Origin of the sequence: Isoptericola sp. NPDC057653 (assembly GCF_042799955.1) — a bacterium.
Taxonomy (GTDB): domain Bacteria; phylum Actinomycetota; class Actinomycetes; order Actinomycetales; family Cellulomonadaceae; genus Isoptericola.
Genome location: NZ_JBHVHP010000001.1, coordinates 1 through 20,344, shown reverse-complemented (window position 1 = coordinate 20,344; position 20,344 = coordinate 1). Strand labels below are relative to the sequence as shown.

Below are 20,344 nucleotides of genomic sequence, written 5' to 3'. Positions count from 1 at the left end.
ACCCCGTGAGCCGCCCGGCGCCCGCCGCGAAATCCCCGGGGCGCCGTGCCTCCCGACCGTTAGGCTTGCGCGCGTGATCGACCTCCGACTGCTGCGCGACAACCCCGACGTCGTCCGTGCGAGCCAGCTGGCCCGCGGCGACGACCCCGCCCTCGTGGACGCGGCGCTCGACGCCGACGCGCGCCGTCGCTCCTCCCTGACGGAGTTCGAGACGCTGCGCGCGGAGCAGAAGGCGCTCGGCAAGCAGGTCGCGAAGGCGCAGGGCGAGGAGAAGGCCGAGCTGCTGGCCCGCACCAAGCACCTCGCCGAGCAGGTGAAGGCGCGGCAGGCCGACGCGTCGGAGGCCGCGACCGAGGTCGACGAGCTGCTCTACCGCATCGCGAACGTCGTCGAGGGCGCCCCTCCCGGGGGCGAGGACGACTTCCTCGTCGTGAAGCAGGTGGGCACGCCGCGCGACTTCGAGGCCGAGGGCTTCGCCCCGCGCGACCACTTGGAGCTCGGCGAGGGGCTGGCCGCCATCGACACCGCGCGCGGCGCGAAGGTGTCGGGGTCGCGGTTCTACTTCCTCACCGGCATCGGGGCCCGCCTGGAGCTGGCGCTGCTCAACGCGGCCGTCGACCAGGCGGTGGCGGCGGGCTTCACGCCGATGATCACCCCGACGCTGGTCAAGCCGGAGACGATGCGCGGCACCGGCTTCCTCGGCAGCCACGCGGACGAGGTCTACCACCTGGAGAAGGACGACCTGTACCTGGTCGGCACCAGCGAGGTGGCGCTCGCGGGCTACCACGCGGACGAGATCATCGACCTGTCGGCGGGCCCGCGGCGGTATGCCGGCTGGAGCGCGTGCTACCGCCGGGAGGCGGGCGCGGCGGGCCGCGACACCCGCGGCATCATCCGCGTGCACCAGTTCCACAAGGTCGAGATGTTCAGCTACTGCGACCCGGAGGACGCGGCGGCCGAGCACCAGCGCCTGCTCGGCTGGGAGGAGGCCATGCTGGCGAAGGTCGACCTGCCGTACCGCGTCATCGACACCGCCGCGGGCGACCTCGGTTCGTCGGCGGCGCGCAAGTTCGACTGCGAGGCGTGGCTGCCCACCCAGCAGCGCTTCCTGGAGCTCACGTCCACCTCGAACTGCACCACGTTCCAGGCCCGGCGCCTGGGCGTGCGCGAGCGCACCGCGGACGGCAGCACCCGCCCCGTGGCGACGCTCAACGGCACGCTCGGCACCACCCGCTGGATCGTCGCCATCCTGGAGAACCACCAGCAGGCGGACGGATCGGTGCGCGTGCCCGAGGGGCTGCGCCCCTACCTGGGCGGCCTCGAGGTGCTCGAGCCGGTCGCGTGAGCGCCGCCCCGGCGCAGGCCGTCGCGCCCCACCTCGTCGCCCTCGACATCGACGGCACGCTGCTCGGGTACGACGGCGGCCTGTCGCCGGCGGTGCGCGACGCCGTGGCCGCGGTCCAGGACGCGGGCCACCACGTGGTGCTCTCGTCGGGGCGGTCGCTCATCGCGATGACGCCGGTGGCCGAGCTGCTCGGCATCACGTCCGGCTGGATGGTCTGCTCGAACGGCGCCGTGACCGTGCGCCTCGACCCGGCCCTACCGCACGGCTGGGAGCTGGACCGGGTGGAGACGTTCGACCCGGGGCCCGCGCTGCGCCTGCTCCGCACCGAGCTGCCCGACGCCCGGTTCGCCGTCGAGGACATCGGCGTCGGCTTCCGGATGAACGCCCTCTTCCCGGAGGGCGAGCTCGACGGCGTGCACCAGGTCGTGGCCTTCGAGCAGCTGTGGTCCCGCGACGTGACGCGCGTCGTCATCCGCAGCCCCGAGCACACGCCGGCGCAGTTCAGCGCGATGGCGGGCCGCCTGGGTCTGGGCGACGTCACCTACGCCGTCGGCTGGACGGCGTGGATGGACGTCGCCCCGAAGGGCGTCACCAAGGCGTCCGGGCTCGAGCGGCTGCGCGCGGAGCTCGGCGTCGACCCCGCCGCCACCGTCGCCGTCGGCGACGGGCACAACGACGTCGACATGCTGCGCTGGGCGGGCCGCGGCGTCGCGATGGGGCACGCCGACGACGTCGTGCGCGGCGCGGCCGACGAGGTCACCGGGTCCGTCGAGGAGGACGGCGTCGTCCCGGTGCTGCTCTCCCTGCCGAGGTAGCCGGGCGTCAGTCGCGGGCGGTGAGGACGAGCGGGCCGTCGGCGGTGATGGCGATGGTGTGCTCGCTGTGGGCGCCGCGGGAGCCGTCGGCGGAGCGCAGGGTCCAGCCGTCGGGGTCGGTGTAGATCTCGTCGGTGGTCTCGAGGAACCACGGCTCGATGGCGATGACGAGGCCCGGCTTGAGCGGGAAGCCGCGACCGGCGCGGCCGTCGTTCGGCACGTGCGGGTCGCCGTGCATGGTGCGGCCGACGCCGTGGCCGCCGAAGTCGGTGTTGATGGCGTAGCCCGCGCCGCGCGCGACCTTGGCGATGGCGGCGGAGATGTCGCCGATCTTGTTGCCGGGGACGGCGGCGGCGATGCCGGCCTCGAGCGCCACCTCGGTGGTCTCGATGAGCTTGGCGTCGGCGGCGGCACGCTGCGGGGTGGCGGAGCCCCCGACCACGAAGGACAGCGCGGAGTCGGAGACCCAGCCGTCCACGGAGGCGGCGAAGTCGATGCTCAGCAGGTCGCCGTCGCGCAGCGCGTAGTCGAACGGCAGCCCGTGCAGGACCGCGTCGTTGACCGACGTGCAGATCACCTTGCCGAACGGCATCGCGCCGAACGACGGGTGGTAGTCGATGTAGCAGGACTCGGCGCCGCGGTCGCGGATCATCCGGTGCGCGACGGCGTCGAGCTCGAGCAGGTTCACCCCGACGTCCGCGGCGTCGCGTACCGCCGTGAGCACGTCGGCCACGAAACGCCCGGCGGGGCGCATCTGGTCGATCTCTCGCGGGCTCCTCAGCTCGATCATGGTGGTCCTCTCGCAATGCTCGTGACACTGGTCCAGGGACCAGGGTGTCACGAATCGTCATCGAGTCGTGACCGTGAAACGCGTTGCGGGAACTTGCATGGAGTGGTGCAGGTGCGGTCGACTCAGGGTGGAGGCAGTATCCCGGTCTAGGGGGACCTGGGGACACGGGCCGCCGATCGGTGGGCAAACTTCCGTGAACCACGACGTAGTGGAGGAGCTTGGCAATGACCACACGAACGACGACGGCGCGGCGACGCGCCCTGGCGCTGGCCGCGACCGGCGCGAGCCTGGCGCTCGTGCTGGCCGCCTGCAGCGACCCGGACGGGGAGGGCGGGACCGGCGACGAGACCGGTAGCGCCAATGCCTCCGCGGCCAGCATCGACTGCGGGGCCTACGACGAGTTCGGCGACCTCGACGGCAAGGAGGTCAGCGTCTACACCTCGATCGTCGACCCCGAGGGCGCGACGCAGCAGGCCTCCTACAAGGCCTTCGAGGAGTGCACGGGCGTCAAGATCAACTACGAGGCGTCCCGAGAGTTCGAGGCGCAGCTGCTGGTCCGCATCAAGGCGGGCAACGCGCCCGACATCGCGTACCTGCCGCAGCCCGGCCTGCTGAACACGATCGTCAACGACTACCCCGACGCCATCAAGCCGGCGCCGGACGCGACGGCCAAGAACGTCGACGAGTTCTGGAACGAGACGTGGAAGGGCTACGGCACCGTCGACGGCACCTTCTACTCGGCGCCGCTCGGCGCGAACGCCAAATCGTTCGTCTGGTACTCGCCGAAGATGTTCGCGGACGCCGGCTACGAGATCCCGCAGACGTGGACCGAGCTGCTGGACCTCACCCAGAAGATCCACGACGACAACGACGGCGCCAAGGTCTGGTGCGCGGGCGTCGAGTCCGGTGACGCGACCGGCTGGCCGGGCACCGACTTCATCGAGGACATGATGCTCCGCACCGCGGGCGTCGAGGACTACACGAAGTGGTACACGCACGAGATCCCGTTCAACGACCCCAAGGTCGTCAAGGCCTGGGACACGGCGGGCGAGATCCTCAAGAACCCGGACTACGTCAACGCGGGCCTGGGTGACGTCAACTCGATCGCCACGCAGTCGTGGACGGACGCCGGCAACGGCATCCTCGACGGCAACTGCTGGATGCACCGCGCGGCGAACTTCTACCAGACCCAGTGGCCGCAGGGCACCACGGTCTCCAAGGACGGCGACGTGTTCGCCTTCTACCTGCCCACGGACCAGACCGACGTCAAGCCGATGCTCGGCGGCGGCGAGTTCGTGGCCGCGTTCAACGACAAGCCCGAGGTGCAGGCCTTCCAGACCTACCTCTCGAGCGACGACTGGGCCAACCAGAAGGCGCTGAACACGCCGGACGGCGGCTGGGTGAGCGCCAACAGCGGGCTCGACCCGAAGAACCTCGCCACGGAGTTCGACCAGTACGTGGCCGGCGTCCTGTCCGACCCGAACACCGTCGTCGCCTTCGACGCCTCGGACCTCATGCCGGGCGAGGTCGGTGCCGGTACGTTCTGGACCGGCATCGTCGACTGGCTGACGGGGGCGAGCACCAAGGAGGTCACGGACAAGATCGAGGCGTCCTGGCCGAGCAGCTGACCCTGCCGCTCGCCTGAACCCTGCTCGATCTCGCGGTCCGGGCACGTCGCACGACGTGCCCGGACCGTGCGTCCTGACCCCTGGCCTTGTCCTGACCCCTCGAGGAGGTCGTCGATGTCCTGGTTGCTCGAGCCCGACACCACGACGCAGAAGCTCCTGCTCATGGTGCTCGCCGTGGCCCTGTTCGCCGCGGTGATGGGCCTCATCCTGTTCCTGGTGGACCGTCCGAAGCGGATCCCGTCCTGGGTGGTGGCGCTCGGCTTCGTCGGGGTGCCGCTCCTGTTCCTCGCCTACGGCCTGCTGCGGCCGGGCCTCATCACGTTGTGGCAGTCGTTCTTCAACCGCAACGGCTCCGAGTTCGTCGGGTTCGACAACTACGTACGGGCCTTCACGGAGGGCCAGTTCCAGCACGTGCTCGTGGTCACCGCGGCCTGGGTGATCCTGGCCCCGCTGCTGAGCGCGGTCATCGGGCTGTCGTACGCGGTGCTCGTCGACCGCACCCGGTTCGAGAAGCTCGCCAAGGCGCTCGTGTTCGTGCCGATGGCGATCTCGATGGTCGGCGCGTCGATCATCTGGAAGTTCGTCTACGAGTTCCGCCCCGACCAGCCCGGGATCGAGCAGATCGGCCTGCTCAACCAGGTGCTGGTCTGGATCGGCCTGCCGCCCCAGCAGTTCCTCATCGGGCAGCCCTGGAACACCTGGTTCCTCATCGTCGTGATGATCTGGATCCAGACCGGGTTCGCGATGACGGTGCTGTCCGCGGCGATCAAGGCCATCCCGGACGACATCGTCGAGGCGGCCCGCCTCGACGGGCTGCACGGCATGGGGATGTTCCGCTACATCACGGTGCCGAGCATCCGGCCCGCGCTGGTCGTCGTCCTCACGACGATCGCGATGGGCACGCTCAAGGCCTTCGACATCGTGCGCACGATGACGGGCGGCCAGTTCGGCACCCAGGTCGTGGCGAACGAGTTCTACACCCAGGCCTTCCGGCAGGGGAACCAGGGGCTCGCGGCGGCGCTCGCCGTGGTCCTGTTCATCCTCGTGATCCCGATCATCGCCTACAACGTGCGGCAGATGCGCAAGTCGGAGGAGATCCGATGACCTCGACACCCACCCCCGGTCAGGCCGTGGCGGGCGCCGCGACGGACGACGACGTCCCGCAGCAGCAGATCCGCAAGCTCTCGCGCATGGAGCGCAGGGCGATCGCCACCAAGGGCAAGCTGAGCTCCCCGTGGGCGTCGGGGATCGCGATCATCATCGCGATCCTGTGGACGATCCCGTCGCTCGGGCTCCTCATCACCTCGTTCCGGCCGCAGGACGACATCCGCAAGAGCGGCTGGTGGACGGTGTTCACGGGCAACGCCACGTTCACGATGGACAACTACAACGAGGCGCTCTACGGGAACAGCAACGACCTGTCGACGTTCTTCGTCAACTCGTTCGTCATCACGATCCCGGCGGTGCTCATCCCGATCACGCTGTCGCTGCTGGCGGCGTACGCCTTCGCGTGGATCAAGTTCCCGTGGCGCAACTTCCTTTTCGTCGCGGTGTTCTCGCTGCAGGTCGTGCCGCTGCAGGTGGCGCTGGTGCCCCTGCTGGCCGACTACGTCGACTCGAACGACTTCTTCCAGGCCGTCTTCGGCGCCAACATGTCCGGCAGCTTCTGGACCGTCTGGCTGTCGCACTCGATCTTCGCGCTCCCGCTGGCGATCTTCCTGCTGCACAACTTCATGAAGGACATCCCGGCGTCCCTCGTGGAGGCGGCCCGCGTCGACGGCGCGGGGCACGTGAAGATCTTCTTCCGCGTGCTGTTCCCGCTCCTGATCCCGGCGATCGCCTCCTTCGCGATCTTCCAGTTCCTGTGGGTGTGGAACGACCTGCTCGTGGGCCTGACGTTCGCCAACCCGGCGTACCAGCCGCTGACCGTGAAGATCGCCGAGCTGGCGGGCACCCGCGGCGGCGACTGGTACCTCCTCACCGCCGGCGCGTTCATCGCGATGATCGTGCCGCTGATCGTCTTCATCGGGCTGCAGCGCTTCTTCGTGCGCGGCATGCTCGCGGGCGCGGTCAAGGGCTGACGGGGCCACGCGCCGCGGAGGCGCCGAGGACGACGACGGCGGCCCGGGCAGGAGCCCGGGCCGCCGTCGTCGTGCGGTACGTGCGAAGCGTCAGACCGCCGGGGTGCCGTACGGGGCGCCGGCCTGGGCGCCCTTCGGGTTCTCGCCGTACTGGTTCGCGCCCGGCTGGCTGTCCTGGGCCCACCAGATGATCAGCATGATCCAGCCGATGACCGGCAGGAGCGCCCAGAACAGGCGGAAGCCGGACTTGTCGGTGTCGTGCAGGCGGCGCGCGCCGACGGCCAGCGAGGGGAGGAGCAGCGCGAGCGCGGCGATGCTGTTGAGGACAGCCGTCCCGTCGAACAGCGCGCGGTCGAGGAAGTTCGTGATGATGTTGACCAGCACCGAGAACAGGTAGAAGTACCAGAACTCCGAGCGGCGGGCGCGGCCCGTGAACGTGGCGTACTGGGAGAAGACGGTCTTGATCGCGTCCTGGAAGGACATGGCGGCCTCACTGGGTCGTCGGAGGGGCGTCCGGTGGTGCCGGTGCACGCGGAGTGCGCGCTGCCCCCGGTGGCCCCGCGAGCGTAGGGGGTACACGCACCGCGCGTCCAGGGTTCGTCCACGTCTTGTCCACATTCGCGGGTGGGGAGAGGTCCCCGTCCGGCGGCGAGGACGCCCGCGCGGCGACCGTATGCTCCCTGGGTGCCGACCCCCGCCCCCACCCCGCGCGGAGCGCTGGACCACGTGCCGGCGCCGCTCCTCTTCGTCGTCTCCGGCCTCACCCTGTACGCGGGGGCAGCCGTCGCGGTCGGGCTGTTCGACCGGCTCGCCGCGCCCGCCGTCGGCTGGTGGCGCATCCTGCTCGCCGCGGTGGTGCTGGTCGCGTGGCGCCGCCCGTGGCGGCGGCGCTGGAGCCGGCGCGACCTCGTCGCCGCCGCGCTGTTCGGCGTCGTCCTCGCGGCGATGAACGTGGTCTTCTACGTCGCGGTGGCACACCTCCCGCTCGGTGTCGCCGTCGCGATCGAGTTCCTCGGTCCGGTGGCCGTCGCCGCGGTCACGGGGCGCGGATGGCAGGAGCGCGCCGCGATCGCCGTGGCCGCGGCGGGCGTGGTGCTCCTGGCGGGCGTCACCCTCGCGTCGGGGATCCCCCGCGAGGACGCCGTCGTCGGGCTCGTCGCGGTCCTGGCGGCGGCCGCCTGCTGGGCCGGGTACATCGTGCTGGGCAAGCGCGTCGCGGGCGCCGGGGCGGGGATCGACGGGCTCGCCGTCGGCATGGTCGCGGGCGCGCTGGTGTTCGCCCCGTTCTTCGGCTCGACGGCGGCGACGGTCGTCCCGGACGTCCCGCTCCTGCTCTTCCTCCTGGTCGTGGCGATCTGCTCGTCCGTCGTCCCGTACGTCCTCGACCAGGTCGTGCTGCGCCGCGTCGGGACGGCGACCTTCTCCGTGATGCTGGCCCTGCTGCCGGCCACCGCCGTGCTCGTGGGCGCCGTCGTGCTGCGGCAGGTCCCCACCTGGCCCGAGCTGGCCGGCCTCGCCCTGGTCTCGGGCGCGATCGCCTTGACCGCCCGGACCTGACGCGGGCGGTCCGGTGCGCCCGCGGCTACAGGTACTGGCCGGGGGAGGGGCGGCGGTCGTCGTCGCCGGGCCGGGTCGGGCCGCCGCCGGGGCCCGCGGGTCCGCCGGGGCCGAACGGCGCCGGGTGCGCGCCGGGGGGCAGGGCCCGTCGCATCTGCGACAGCTGCGCCTGCGCGGCCATCTGCTGCGCGACGAGCGCCGTCTGGATGCCGTGGAAGAGACCCTCCAGCCAACCGACGAGCTGCGCCTGCGCCACCCGCAGCTCGGCGTCCGAGGGCACGCCCTCGTCGGAGAACGGCAGGGTGATCCGGTGCAGCTCCTCGACGAGGTCGGGGGACAGGCCCTCCTCGAGCTCCGTCAGGGAGCGCTCGTGGATCTCGGCCAGGCGGGTGCGGGCGGCGTCGTCCAGCGGGGCGTCGCGCACCTCGTCCAGGAGCCGCTTGATCATGCCGCCGATGCGCATGACCTTCGCCGGCTCCTCGATGCGCGACGTCTCCTCGGCCTCCGCGCCCGCCGGGGCCGGCGGGGCCGCCGGGACCTCCTCGGTGGCGGTGTCCTCGCCCTCGGGCGTGACCACGCGCGGGCGGGTCCGGTCGGAGCGGGCTTCGGTGGCGTCGTCGCTCTCCGTCATGCCTCCCAGTGTGGCCCAGCCCGCCGACAGGGGCCGGTCAGGGCACCAGCAGGACCTTGCCGAAAGGCTCGCCCGACTCGAGCAGCTCGTGCGCGCGGGCGGCCTCGGCGAGGGGGAGGCGGGCGTGCACGACGGGGCGCACACGGCCGTCGGCGACCAGCGGCCACACCTGCTCGCAGACGGTGGCGACGAGCGCCGCCTTCTCGTCCGCCGACCGGGAGCGCAGCGTCGTGCCGGTCACCCAGGCCCGCTTCGCCATGAGCGCGCCCAGGTCGAGCTCGCCGCGGCTCCCCTGCTGGAGGCCGATGACGACGAGGCGGCCGCCCGGGGCGAGGGCCCGGACGTTGTCGCGCAGGCCGCCCCCGCCGAGCACGTCCAGCACGACGTCGGCCCCGCGCCCGCCCGTCGCGTCCCGGACGGCCGCGACGACGTCCTGCGTGCGGTGGTCGACGCCGACCGTCGCGCCGAGCGCGACGCAGCGGGCCGCCCGCTCCGGGCCGCCCGCGGTGGCCACGACGCGTGCGCCGAGCGCCGCCGCGAGCTGCACCGCCACGCTCCCCACGCCGCCCGAGCCGCCCTGCACCAGGACGGTCTCGCCGGCGCGCAGCCGGCCCGAGTCGACGAGGTTGGTCCACGCGGTGCACACCGCCTCGGGGAGACCCGCGGCGTCGACGAGGTCCACGCCGTCGGGCACCGGCAGCAGCTGGGCCGCGCGGGCCACGGCCTGCTCCGCGTAGCCGCCGCCCTCGAGCAGCGCGACGACGCGGTCACCCGGCGCCCAGCCGGTCACTCCCGGGCCGAGCGCGCGGACCGTACCGGAGATCTCGAGACCCGGCCACTCGGGAGCGCCGGGCGGCGGGGGGTAGTTTCCCGCGCGTTGTAGCAGGTCAGCACGGTTGACGCCCGCCGAAGCGACGTCGACCAGTACCTCGCCGTGGTCCGGTTTGACCGGGTTGACGAGGGATAGGGCGAGTTTCCCTGGACCGCCTGGTGCCGATATCGTGACCGCTCGCACACCGATGGAGCCTACTCGCGCGCCTGGAAGCCCAGCCGGGCCGCGCCGAGCGGTGCCGGACGTGATGGCACCCATCAGAGATTCGGACGGCGACGGTCGCCCGCACTCGACGAACAGTGTTGGAGAGAGGTTCAGATGCTCCGCAGGTTGGGCGTTCGCGGGAAGATTCTTGCGACACTCGCCGTGCCGATCTTCGTCCTGGCGTTGACGGCGGGCTGGATCACCTGGCAGTCGTTGCAGGAGAACACGCAGGCCGAGCAGACCGCCGCGCTGATGGCGTCGCTCGAGGCACAGGACGACGCGGGCACCGCCGTCGCCGCCGAGCGCGCGACGAACATCGGCGTCGGGATGGGGCTGCCGGGCGCGAAGAAGGCGCTCGTCGGCCTGCAGGAGAAGACCGACGTCGCCCTCGACGCGCGCAACGACGCGCTCGAGCCCCTCGCCACGACGAACCTCTCGCCGAACGTCCAGGACGCCGTCGCGCGCACGATCCGCGACCGGATCGCGATGGACGACCTCCAGCGCAACGTCGCCTCGAACCAGGTCACGGAGGGGCAGGCGACCGAGCGCTACACCGCGCTCATCGAGAGCGCGCTCGACGTGCCCCGGTCGGTGGCGCAGAGCTCCGAGGACCCCCAGCTCACCCGGCGCGCGCAGGCGTACATCGCCCTCGACGAGGCCATGCTGGCCAACACCCTCGAGCGCCCCCTGGTGGCGGCGGTGCTCCAGCAGATCGGTGCCGGCGAGACGGTCGACTCCCAGCTCGTCAACCGCATGGCGTCGGCGCTCGAGTCGACCGACACGCTGCGCAAGGAGGCGCAGGACCGCCTCGACGCGATCCCCGGCGGCCTGAAGGTCCCGGCGTACGAGGCCGACCTCGACCGCCTGCGCCTCCAGCTGCGGTACTGGAACCCCTCCGGCATCGAGCCCGAGGTCGCGGGGAAGTGGGGGGACCTCTCCCAGTCCTGGGTGGACGACACCCAGGAGATCCGCGACGAGGTGCGCGCCGACTCCGTGACCCGCGCGGACGACCTCGCCGGCCAGGCCCAGCGGACCGCGATCCTGACCGGTGCCGGCGCGTTCGGCGTCGTGCTCGTGTCGCTCCTGCTGGCGCTGCTCATCGCCCGCCGCATCGTCCAGCCGCTGGCGCGCCTCACGTCCGCGACGGCGGACGTCCGTGACCGGCTCCCGCGCATGGTCGAGCAGATGGCGGTCCCCGGCCAGGGCCCGTCGGTCGACCTCGTCCAGGTGCCGGTCGAGTCGAGCGACGAGATCGGTCGACTCGCCGCGGCGTTCAACGAGGTGAACGAGACGACGATGGTCGTGGCGCGCGAGCAGGCCGCGCTCCGCGGCTCGATCGCCGAGATGTTCGTCAACGTGGCCCGTCGCGACCAGGTGCTGCTCAACCGCCAGCTGTCGTTCCTCGACGAGCTGGAGCGGTCCGAGGAGGACCCGAGCACCCTGTCGAACCTGTTCCGCCTCGACCACCTCGCCACGCGTATGCGCCGCAACGCGGAGTCCCTGCTCGTCCTCGCGGGCATCGACTCCGGCCGCCGCGTCCGCAACCCCATGCCGATCTCCGACGTCGTCCGTACGGCGTCCTCCGAGATCGAGCTGTACGACCGCGTCCGCCTCAACCTCGGCGTCGACCCGCACATGCTCGGGCACAACGCCCTGAGCGCCGCGCACCTCCTCGCGGAGCTGCTGGAGAACGCGACGATGTTCTCCGAGCCGCACACGCCCGTCGAGGTGTCGACGGCCCGCGACCAGCGCGGCGTCGTCGTCACGGTCCGCGACCACGGCCTGGGGATGAGCCCCGAGGAGATCGCGGACGCCAACACGAAGGCCGCGAGCCGCGCCGCGTCGGACGCCGTCGGCGCCCAGCGCCTGGGCCTCTACGTGGTCGGCCGGCTCGCCGACCGCCTCAACGCGCGCGTCACGTTCCGCGCGGGCGACGGCGGCCAGGGCACCGAGGTGACGGTCCTCTTCCCGGCCGACCTGTTCCTGCCCGACGACGCGCTGCCGCTGCCCGAGCCGACCGACCCGCTGGAGGCGGCGACGCAGAGCGCGGCCGCCGGCCTGAGCAGCCAGCTCGTCGGCACGGTCGAGGCCCCCGCCTCCGGCCCGATCGGGGCCCTGCCGGCCGCCGAGCCCGCGCCCTTCGCCGAGCCCGCGCCCTTCGCCGCGCCTGCACCGGTCGCCGAGCCGGCGCCGGCGTTCGGCGTCCCGGTCGACGACACGCGCACGATGCCGACCCCGGCGATCTCGTCGACGCTGCCCGTCGCGCCCGAGCCCCCGGCTGCGGTCGCGGTGGATCTCGACGCCCTCACGGACGGAACGACGTCGATCGGCATGCCGCGCCGTCGGCGCTCCGACGCTCCCGCGGAGGCCACCCCGGCCGACGCCGGCGTCGACACCGGCCCGATCGTGCTCCCGCCGCTGGCGACGCCCGACCTGCCGGAGCTCGTCGACGAGGCGACGACGGACGCCTGGCGCCCGCCGGCCGCGGTCGAGGCCTCCGCCTCCTCGCTGCCGAGCCGCCACCGCGCCGAGCCCGAGCCGCAGGCCGCGGAGCCCGAGCCCGTGTCGGCGCCGATGCTCGGTGTCGACCAGCGCGCGGGGCTGTTCTCGAGCTTCCGGTCCATGGGGTCGATCGACGCCTCCGAGACCGAGAGCACGCTGCAGCTCGACGCCGTCACGGAGGACCCGGCCGCGCTCCCGGAGGCGTTCGCCCCGGTGGCTCCCGAGGAGCCGGCCGCGGTGGCGCACGTCCCCGTGGCGGTGCCCGAGCCGGAGGTGCTGCCCGCGCCCGAGCCGGCCCCGGCGCCCGTGGCGCAGGAGCCCTACCGTCCCGCCACGGAGGCGGCACCGGCCGTCGCGCTGCCCACGCGGGCCGCCGCGCCGGCACCGGTGGAGCAGGCACCGTCCGCGCCGTTCGAGCCGGCCCCGTTCGAGCCGGCCCCGTACGAGCCGGCGCCCGCGCCGGCACCGGCGCCCGCGCCGGCACCGGCGCCCGCGCCGGCACCGGCGCCCGAGCCCGCGCCGGTGGCATACGCCGGCCCGGCCACCTCGGCGTTCGAGCCGGTCGTGCGCGAGGTGCAGGATCCCCCCGCGACGTCGTCGTTCGACCCCGTCACCCCGGCCCCGGCGCCGCGCGAGGCGCTCGCCCCCGCGGCCCCGGGCACGCCCGGGCAGGGCGCGTTCCAGGAGCTCCCGGCGTTCGAGGACCTCATCGCCGACCTGCCCACGCGCCGCGCGGCCCGCGAGAGCGAGCAGGCGCAGTCCGGTCGCAAGCGTGGCCTGTTCGGGCGCAAGCCGTCGACGGAGGAGCCCGCGGCGCCCGCCGCGTCGACGCCGTTCCCGGCGTCGATGGGGGTCCCGGAGACCCCGCGCCCCGCGGCGTCCCCGTTCGACGCCGCCCCGGCGCCGTACGAGGCGCCGCGCGAGGAGGTCCGGCCGGAGCTGCGCGAGGAGCCCGCGACGACGTCGTACGGCGGCTCGGTGCTCCCGCTGCGGCCGACCGAGACCGGTGGCAACGACCCGCTGGACCCGCACTTCGTGCCCGACACCGTCGAGGCGCGGTCGGAGTGGATGGCCTCGGCCGTCCTGTACGAGGAGATGTCCACGATGCTGCAGCGCGGCGTCTTCCAGGAAGGGAACGTGACTTCGACGAACGACGAGCAGACCTACCGCCCGACGACGGTCTCGAGCGTGTCGGGCGGCCTGGCACGGCGCCAGCGGGCAGGGGAGTCCTCGGCGTCGACCGAGCGTTTCACGGCCCGCATCGAGCGGGACCCGGAGCAGCTCCGCTCGCGTCTGTCGGCCTTCCAGTCGGCCACGAGCCGCGGCCGTGACGACGCGGGTGCCCTCGGGGCCTCGACGCCGGCCGCCCCGACCGTGAATGATGTCCCTGGATCCGCGCCGCAGCAGCGGTGACCTGCGCCTTCGGCGTATTTGACGAGGAGGAAGCGTGACCCTCAGTACTGAAGCGACCAACTTCGGGTGGCTTCTCGACAACTTCGTGCGCACCGTCCCGGGCAGCCGCCACACCCTGGTGGTCTCGGCGGACGGTCTGCTCATGGCGATGTCCGACCAGCTCGACCGCACCAGCGGTGACCAGCTCGCGGCGATCGTCTCCGGCATGTCGAGCCTGACCCGCGGGGCCGCCCGCCAGCTCAACGGCGGCAACGTGCGCCAGGCCGTCATCGAGATGGACAACGGGTTCCTCTTCCTGATGAACGTCTCGAACGGCTCCGTCCTCGCGGTGGTCGCCGAGTCGTCCTGCGACATCGGCCTCATCGGCTACGAGATGGCGCTGCTGGTCTCCCGCACCGAGGCCACGCTCACCCCGCAGCTGATCTCGGAGATGCGCGGGAACCTTCCGGTGGACGGCTCGACGCGCTCCGCGCGGGTGGGATGAGGTCGCGGCCATGACGCATGCATCGTTCGGTTCTCTGGGTGCGCACTCGGCAGACGGCTACGAGGCCTCGACGGTGCGTCCTTATGCGGTCACCGGCGGCCGCGTCCGTTCCGCCATGTCCGACCTGCCGCTCGAGGCGCTGGTCGAGGTGCTGCCCGGCGCCGTCACGAGCATGGGTCTCACCCCGGAGAAGCGGGCGATCCTGCAGCACGCCGCGCACACCTACGTCTCGATCGCGGAGCTCTCCGCGCTGCTGCGCCTGCCCCTCGGCGTCGTCCGCATCCTGGTCGCGGACATGCAGGAGGAGGGGCACATCACCGTGCACACCTCGACCCCGGTGAACGTCCACACGGGTCACGGCAGTTCCCACTCGGGCCTGTCTCTGAGCGTCTTGGAGAGTGTTCTCAATGGCATTTCCGCCCTCTGACAGCCCGACGCCCGGTGCGTCCGGGGGGATGTCCCCGGCCTGGGCGCCGGTCTCGCAGACCGTCGGCGCGGTGAGCACGCCGACGGCCGGCGGCGCTCCGGCGGCGGTCGGTGCCCCGCAGCGGCAGAGCGTGCTCGGCGGTGCTCCGGCGGATCGGCCCGCCCCCGGCCCGATCACCTCCGTGCCGGCGGCCGCCCCGGTGGCCCAGGCGTCGCGCCCTGTCGCGCAGCAGGTCCAGACGCCGCAGGCGCCGGTGGCCCAGGCTTCGCCCGGCCCGCAGGCGGCGCCGGCCCAGGCGGCCACGCCCGCGCCGGGCGCGCCCGCCCAGGCTGCTCCGGCGGCCGCCTCCGCGCAGCCGTCCAGCGCCCCGACGGTCACGAAGATCGTCGTCGCCGGTGGGTTCGCCGTCGGCAAGACGACGTTCATCGGCTCGATCTCCGACGTCGAGCCGCTGAACACCGAGGCCGCGATGACGGAGCACTCGGTCGGCGTCGACGACGCGGGCGGCGTGTCCGACCGCAAGACCACCACCACCGTGGCGATGGACTTCGGTCGCGTGGCCCTGCCGGGCAACCTGTGGCTCTACCTGTTCGGCACGCCGGGCCAGGACCGCTTCCTGTTCATGTGGGACGACCTGATCCGCGGCGCCATCGGCGCCGTCGTGCTCGTCGACACGGACCGGCTGGAGCAGTGCTTCCCGGCGATCGACTACTTCGAGTCGCGGGGCGTGCCCTTCGTCGTCGGCGTGAACTGCTTCGACGGCGTGGCCAAGCACCGGCTCGAGGACGTCCGCGAGGCGCTGCAGATCCCCGCGCACGTGCCGATGCTCTACACGGACGCGCGCTCGCGCGCGGCGACGAAGCAGACGCTCATCGCCCTGGTCCAGCTCGCGATGCGCCAGCTGCGCTCAGGCGGCGGCGCGGCCTGACGGTCGCCGTCGGGCGGTCGTTCCCGCGGCCCCGGTACGCCTCGGCGTCCGGGGCCGCGGGCGTGCCCGGCCGGTACACTGCTGAGCCGGACGGCGGCCTGCGTCGCCGTCCCGGGAGGGCTGACAGAGCGGCCTAATGTGACGGTCTTGAAAACCGTTGTGCAGCAATGCACCGGGGGTTCGAATCCCTCGCCCTCCGCCACCTGGAGCGCCGCCGACGGGACACCGTCGGCGGCGCTCCTTTTCCCTTCGGACCCTCTGTCAGCGGATCTCGACGATCGGCAGGCGCAGGGCGCCCGGCGCGGCGGCCGGCACGACGGGGCGGCGCGGTGTCGTGGGCGGGACGACGGCGTACGCCGCCCCTGGAGCCGGCCGGCCGTCGGCGTCGCCGCGGTTGGGCCACAGGGCGCACGCCCGCTCGGCCTGGGCCGCGATCGTCAGGGACGGGTTGACGCCGAGGTTGGCGGTCACGGCGGAGCCGTCGAGCACGTGCAGGCCGGGGTGGCCGTGCACCCGGTGGTACGGGTCGACGACACCCTCGTCGGGGGAGTCCCCGATCGTGCAGCCGCCGAGGATGTGCGCGGTCATCGGGACGTCGAACGGGTCGCCCGCGCTGCCGCCCGCCAGCCCGCCCATGCGGGCCGCCATCGCGCGGACGGCGTCGTGGGCCACGGGGATCCACGTCGGGTTGGGCGCGCCCGTGCCCTGCCGTGAGGTGAGCCGCCGCCCGAACGGGCCGCGCCGCGTGAACGTGGTGAGCGAGTTGTCTCGGCTCTGCATCACGAGCGCGATCACGGTGCGCTGCGACCAGCCGCGGAGGTCGTAGAGGGCCGGCACGTTCCGACGCTGGCGCCAGAGCTCGCCGAGCCACCGCCGCCAGCGCGGCCCCTCGCCCGGCCCGACGCCGTCGACCAGCACGGTCTGCAGCAGCCCCATCGCGTTGGAGCCACGCCCGTACCGGACCGGCTCGACGTGCGTCTGCTCGTCCGGGTAGAACGACGACGTGATGGCCACGCCCTCCGTGTAGTCCGGCTCGCCGACCTGCCCGCGTCGCACGGGGCGCATGGCGCCCAGCAGGGCCTCGGAGTTGGTCCGCGTGAGGTGCCCGAGGCGGTCGGACAGGTGCGGCAGCTCCCCGCTGTCCCGCATCGCGTGCAGCAGACGCTGGGTCCCGAGCGTCCCCGCGGCGAGCACCACCTGCCGTGCGCGGTAGGTGCGGCGGCCGGCCCAGGCCCGCCCGGTGCGGTGGGTGCGCACCTCGTAGCCCCCGTCGGCCCGGGGCACGACGGCGGTGGCCGTGGTCAGGGGGTGCACCAGGGCGCCGGCGCCCTCCGCCAGGTGGAGGTAGTTCTTGACGAGCGTGTTCTTGGCGTTGTGGCGGCAGCCGGTCATGCACTCGCCGCAGTGCAGGCACGGGCGGCGGTCCGGCCCCGCGCCGCCGAAGAAGGGGTCCGGGACGGAGCGGCCGGGCGAGCCGCACGGTCGGTCGGGGTCCGCCTCCTCGTCGCCGAGGAACACGCCCACCCGGACCTTGCGGAACGTGTGGCCGACGCCCATCTCCTCGGCGACGTCGCGCATCACCTCGTCGGCCGGGGTGGTGCGCCGGTAGTCGACGACGCCGAGCATCCGCTCCGCCTGGTCGTAGTACGGCTCGAGCTCCGCCTTCCAGTCGGTCACGTGCGCCCAGGCGGGGTCGGACCAGAACGCGTCCAGCGGCCGGTACAGCGTGTTGGCGTAGACGAGGGAACCGCCCCCGACGCCCGCGCCCGCCAGGACCAGCACGTCCTTGAGGCGGTGGATCCGCTGGATGCCGAAGCAGCCCAGCGCGGGGGCCCAGAGGAAGCGGCGGAGGTCCCACGACGTGCGCGGCAGCTCGTCGTCGGCGAAGCGTCGGCCCGCCTCGAGCACGCCGACGCGGTACCCCTTCTCCGTCAGCCGGAGCGCGGCCACGCTGCCGCCGAAGCCCGAGCCGACGACGAGGACGTCGTAGTCGTCGTGGTCGTCGTTGCGGCCGCCGCCGTCGTCGCGGCCCTGGTCGCCGCGGTGGTCGGTGCGGTCCGGGCCCTGGTCGGGGGCGTGCCGGTGGTCCTGGTCGTCGTCGTCCAGCATGCGCCAGACCGTAGCGCGGGCCGCGGTGTGGCGGGGTCGACGGCGCGCGGCTTTGCTCCCGGGCGGCCCCGGCGGTTAGTGTGGGCGCCGCGGTGTTGCTGTGCTGCCGCGAGGAGACGTCGCATAGTCTGGTCTAGTGCGCCACCCTGCTAAGGTGGTAACGGGGCAACCCGTTCGCGGGTTCAAATCCCGCCGTCTCCGCCAGGAAGGCTCCGGCTGCTGAACGCCCGGGGCCTTTTCTGTTGCCCGGGAACGGTGGGGCCGCGGTGAGGGCGGGCCCGCGAGACCCCGCTCCGGTGTCGTCCATCACGATGGGGTTCCTCGGTTTGGGGAACCGGCCGAGGGCCTGTAATGTTCACGTCGGTCGGTGCGACAGCGCCGATCAAGACTGCGCCCGTAGCTCAACGGATAGAGCATCTGACTACGGATCAGAAGGTTGGGGGTTCGAATCCCTCCGGGCGCACCGAAGACACCACGGCTCGATCCCTTCACGGGATCGGGCCGTGGTTGTTTCTTGCCCTTGGGGTGGCACAGCAGCGAGGTCAGCGCCGACCGCGTCCCGACCTGGCCCCGGTCCGTCGTGCACCACGCGGCGGTCGGCGCGACCAGCGCCAGACGCTGCAACGACACGACCGAGAGGGTGATCGATCGCATGAGCGATCAGACCTGGCAGACGATCGCGATCGTCGCGTACCTCCTGGCGATGCTGGCCATCGGGTACGCCGCCTACCGCCGGACCGACGACCTCGACGACTACATGCTCGGCGGCCGGCGGCTGCGCCCGAGCGTGGCCGCCCTGAGCGCGGGGGCCTCCGACATGTCGGGGTGGCTCCTGATGGGTCTCCCGGGCGCGATCTACCTGACGGGCCTCGCCGAGGCGTGGATCGCGGTGGGCCTGACCGTCGGGGCCTGGCTCAACTGGAAGTTCGTGGCGCCGCGGCTGCGCGCCTACACGGAGGTCGCGAACAACTCGATCACCATCCCGAGCTTCTTCGACAACCGTCTGCACGACCCCGCGCACCTGCTGCGCATCGCGGCCGGCGTCATCGTCCTGGTGTTCTTCACCTTCTACGTCTCGTCCGGGATGGTGGCCGGCGGGACCTTCTTCGAGAGCTCGTTCGGCCTGGACTACCTCACCGGGCTGCTCGTCGTGGGCGGCGTGACCCTCGCCTACACGCTCTTCGGAGGGTTCCTCGGCGCGACGTGGACCGACGTCGCCCAGGGGCTGCTCATGCTCGCGGCGCTCGTCGCGGTGCCGGTGATCGCGGTCGTCGACCTCGGCGGCTGGGCGGCGGTGCAGGAGGGCATCCGGCTGGCCGACGCCGACGGCACCACGCAACACCTGTCGTTCCTCGCGGGAGCCACCGCGACCGGCGTGGTCTCCGCGCTCGCGTGGGGCCTCGGGTACTTCGGGCAGCCGCACATCATCGTGCGCTTCATGGCGATCCGGACGCCGCAGGACGCGACCGCCGGCCGGCGCATCGGCATCGCCTGGATGGTCCTCACCGCGCTCGGCGCCGTGATGACCGGCCTGGTCGGCGTGGCGTACGCGAGCGTGCGAGGCCTCGAGGTCGACAACCCCGAGACGATCTTCCTGCTCCTCGCCCAACTCCTCTTCCACCCGCTGGTGGCAGGCCTGGTGCTGGCGGCGGTGCTGGCCGCGATCATGTCGACCATCTCGTCGCAGCTCATCGTGTCGTCGTCCGCCCTCGTGGAGGACCTCGTGAAGATGACCGGCCTGCGCCTCGGCACGCGGGCCGAGGTGATGCTCGGCCGTGGGGGAGTCCTCCTGGTGGCCGTCGTCGCCGGTCTGATCGCCTTGGACCGGACGTCGTCGATCCTCGACCTGGTGGGCTTCGCATGGGCCGGCTTCGGCTCCGCCTTCGGACCGGTCGTCATCCTCAGCCTCTACTGGCGGCGGCTCACGAGGTGGGGCGCGCTGTCCGGGATGGTGGCGGGAGCGGTCGTCGCGTTCGCGTGGGGACGGTCCTCGCTCGCGGACACCCTGTACGAGATCGTCCCGGGCTTCGCGGTCGGTCTCCTCGTCGCGGTCGTCGTCAGCCTCGTGACGCCGCGGCCCGACGCCGCGGTGCTCGACGAGTTCGACGCCGCGCGGGCGCTCGCCCGGGGGAAGGCGCCGGAGACGGTCCGCGCCTGAGCCGGCAGGGCACCCACCGGCCCGTCGGGCCCGGTGGGTGCCCGCCGCCCGGGGCGTCGAGAACGCCCTCCACGGCCGGCCTCGACGGACGTGGCGCGCGCCACGTTCCGCCACGTTGCACGGGACGCTCCATCCGGGTAATGTTCTACGACGTCAGCCCGACGGGCCGACGGACACCGAGGAGACAGCCGAGAGGCTGGGTACCGGTGGCCGGGCCGGGACTGAAACCCACACCTTCAAGGACGGGATGCTTCGCGCATTCTTTCCGGTGGGATCGGATCGTCTTTTCGATTCCCTTGGATCTACGGATCAGGGATTTGGAAGAGGGAAAACGATCTGGTAAGTTTGAGGGGTTGCCCCGGCGGGGTCGGAATCGAAGGGTTCTGGTCTTGTGGGTGTGCGTCGGTTGTTTGAGAACTCAACAGTGTGTTTGATAGTCA

At 72.6% G+C, this 20,344-nt stretch carries 16 protein-coding genes and 3 tRNA genes; 14 read left to right on the top strand and 5 right to left on the bottom strand.

The annotated features are described in order from the left end of the window. Positions 1-73: 73 nt before the first annotated feature. Together serS and ACFU9A_RS00090 are read left to right on the top strand one after the other, a co-directional pair. The gene (serS, locus tag ACFU9A_RS00095; RefSeq protein ID WP_430573220.1) at positions 74-1,345 is read left to right on the top strand and encodes a serine--tRNA ligase; all 1,272 of its coding nucleotides are present in this window, start codon (positions 74-76) and stop codon (positions 1,343-1,345) included. Further along, positions 1,342-2,160 (top strand): HAD family hydrolase, encoded by an 819-nt coding sequence (locus ACFU9A_RS00090; protein WP_430573219.1) that lies wholly within the window; start codon positions 1,342-1,344, stop codon positions 2,158-2,160. Before serS ends, ACFU9A_RS00090 begins: the two co-directional genes overlap by 4 nt. A 7-nt stretch (positions 2,161-2,167) precedes the next feature. Here the strand turns inward: ACFU9A_RS00090 and map are convergent, their stop codons facing one another. Next, positions 2,168-2,950 carry a type I methionyl aminopeptidase gene (gene map, locus ACFU9A_RS00085; RefSeq protein WP_430573218.1) on the bottom strand — a complete coding sequence of 261 codons (783 nt, stop codon included), beginning with the start codon at positions 2,948-2,950 and terminating at the stop codon, positions 2,168-2,170. Between the two features lie 224 nt (positions 2,951-3,174). On the opposite strand from map, the gene ACFU9A_RS00080 reads away from it, so the two are divergent. From ACFU9A_RS00080 to ACFU9A_RS00070, 3 genes are all read left to right on the top strand, one after another. Further along, a complete protein-coding gene (locus tag ACFU9A_RS00080) occupies positions 3,175-4,578 on the top strand; it encodes an ABC transporter substrate-binding protein (RefSeq protein WP_430573217.1) in 1,404 nt (467 codons plus the stop codon). A 114-nt stretch (positions 4,579-4,692) separates the two neighbouring features. Continuing rightward, on the top strand, positions 4,693-5,682 hold the full coding sequence (locus ACFU9A_RS00075) for a carbohydrate ABC transporter permease (protein ID WP_430573216.1): 990 nt from the start codon (positions 4,693-4,695) through the stop codon (positions 5,680-5,682). Further along, positions 5,679-6,659 (top strand): carbohydrate ABC transporter permease, encoded by a 981-nt coding sequence (locus ACFU9A_RS00070; protein ID WP_430573215.1) that lies wholly within the window; start codon positions 5,679-5,681, stop codon positions 6,657-6,659. Before ACFU9A_RS00075 ends, ACFU9A_RS00070 begins: the two co-directional genes overlap by 4 nt. Positions 6,660-6,749: 90 nt before the next feature. Here ACFU9A_RS00070 and ACFU9A_RS00065 read toward each other — a convergent pair whose 3' ends face one another. Continuing rightward, positions 6,750-7,142 (bottom strand): DUF805 domain-containing protein, encoded by a 393-nt coding sequence (locus tag ACFU9A_RS00065; protein WP_430573214.1) that lies wholly within the window; start codon positions 7,140-7,142, stop codon positions 6,750-6,752. Positions 7,143-7,385: 243 nt separating this feature from the next. Between ACFU9A_RS00065 and ACFU9A_RS00060 the strand changes: the two genes are divergently transcribed. Further along, positions 7,386-8,216 carry a DMT family transporter gene (locus tag ACFU9A_RS00060; protein ID WP_430575313.1) on the top strand — a complete coding sequence of 277 codons (831 nt, stop codon included), beginning with the start codon at positions 7,386-7,388 and terminating at the stop codon, positions 8,214-8,216. A 25-nt stretch (positions 8,217-8,241) separates the two neighbouring features. On the opposite strand, the gene ACFU9A_RS00055 is transcribed toward ACFU9A_RS00060, so the two are convergent. Continuing rightward, positions 8,242-8,847 carry a bacterial proteasome activator family protein gene (locus tag ACFU9A_RS00055; RefSeq protein ID WP_430573213.1) on the bottom strand — a complete coding sequence of 202 codons (606 nt, stop codon included), beginning with the start codon at positions 8,845-8,847 and terminating at the stop codon, positions 8,242-8,244. A gap of 37 nt (positions 8,848-8,884) precedes the next feature. Beyond that, positions 8,885-9,862 carry an NAD(P)H-quinone oxidoreductase gene (locus tag ACFU9A_RS00050; protein ID WP_430573212.1) on the bottom strand — a complete coding sequence of 326 codons (978 nt, stop codon included), beginning with the start codon at positions 9,860-9,862 and terminating at the stop codon, positions 8,885-8,887. A gap of 183 nt (positions 9,863-10,045) precedes the next feature. Here ACFU9A_RS00050 and ACFU9A_RS00045 point away from each other — a divergent pair, with 183 nt between their 5' ends. The 5 genes from ACFU9A_RS00045 (at position 10,046) to ACFU9A_RS00025 (ending at position 15,839) form a co-directional block, all read left to right on the top strand. Next, positions 10,046-13,798: an ATP-binding protein gene (locus tag ACFU9A_RS00045; RefSeq protein ID WP_430573211.1), complete on the top strand. Its 3,753-nt coding sequence runs from the start codon at positions 10,046-10,048 to the stop codon at positions 13,796-13,798. Positions 13,799-13,832: 34 nt separating this feature from the next. Further along, positions 13,833-14,282 carry a roadblock/LC7 domain-containing protein gene (locus ACFU9A_RS00040; protein WP_380324086.1) on the top strand — a complete coding sequence of 150 codons (450 nt, stop codon included), beginning with the start codon at positions 13,833-13,835 and terminating at the stop codon, positions 14,280-14,282. A 10-nt stretch (positions 14,283-14,292) separates the two neighbouring features. Beyond that, positions 14,293-14,709 carry a DUF742 domain-containing protein gene (locus ACFU9A_RS00035; RefSeq protein ID WP_380324083.1) on the top strand — a complete coding sequence of 139 codons (417 nt, stop codon included), beginning with the start codon at positions 14,293-14,295 and terminating at the stop codon, positions 14,707-14,709. A 382-nt stretch (positions 14,710-15,091) separates the two neighbouring features. Next, on the top strand, positions 15,092-15,637 hold the full coding sequence (locus ACFU9A_RS00030) for a GTP-binding protein (protein WP_380324101.1): 546 nt from the start codon (positions 15,092-15,094) through the stop codon (positions 15,635-15,637). A gap of 114 nt (positions 15,638-15,751) precedes the next feature. Further along, positions 15,752-15,839 (top strand) — tRNA-Ser (locus ACFU9A_RS00025). 59 nt (positions 15,840-15,898) lie between these two features. Here the strand turns inward: ACFU9A_RS00025 and ACFU9A_RS00020 are convergent. Beyond that, a complete protein-coding gene (locus ACFU9A_RS00020; RefSeq protein WP_430573210.1) occupies positions 15,899-17,746 on the bottom strand; it encodes a GMC oxidoreductase in 1,848 nt (615 codons plus the stop codon). 112 nt (positions 17,747-17,858) lie between these two features. Here ACFU9A_RS00020 and ACFU9A_RS00015 point away from each other — a divergent pair. The 3 genes from ACFU9A_RS00015 to putP all read left to right on the top strand — a co-directional run bounded on the left by ACFU9A_RS00015 (position 17,859) and on the right by putP (position 19,904). After that, positions 17,859-17,950: transfer RNA gene (locus tag ACFU9A_RS00015), tRNA-Ser, on the top strand. Positions 17,951-18,136: 186 nt separating this feature from the next. Continuing rightward, positions 18,137-18,209: transfer RNA gene (locus tag ACFU9A_RS00010), tRNA-Arg, on the top strand. Between the two features lie 189 nt (positions 18,210-18,398). Further along, positions 18,399-19,904 (top strand): sodium/proline symporter PutP, encoded by a 1,506-nt coding sequence (gene putP / locus ACFU9A_RS00005; protein WP_430573209.1) that lies wholly within the window; start codon positions 18,399-18,401, stop codon positions 19,902-19,904. The last annotated feature ends 440 nt before the right edge of the window (positions 19,905-20,344 follow it).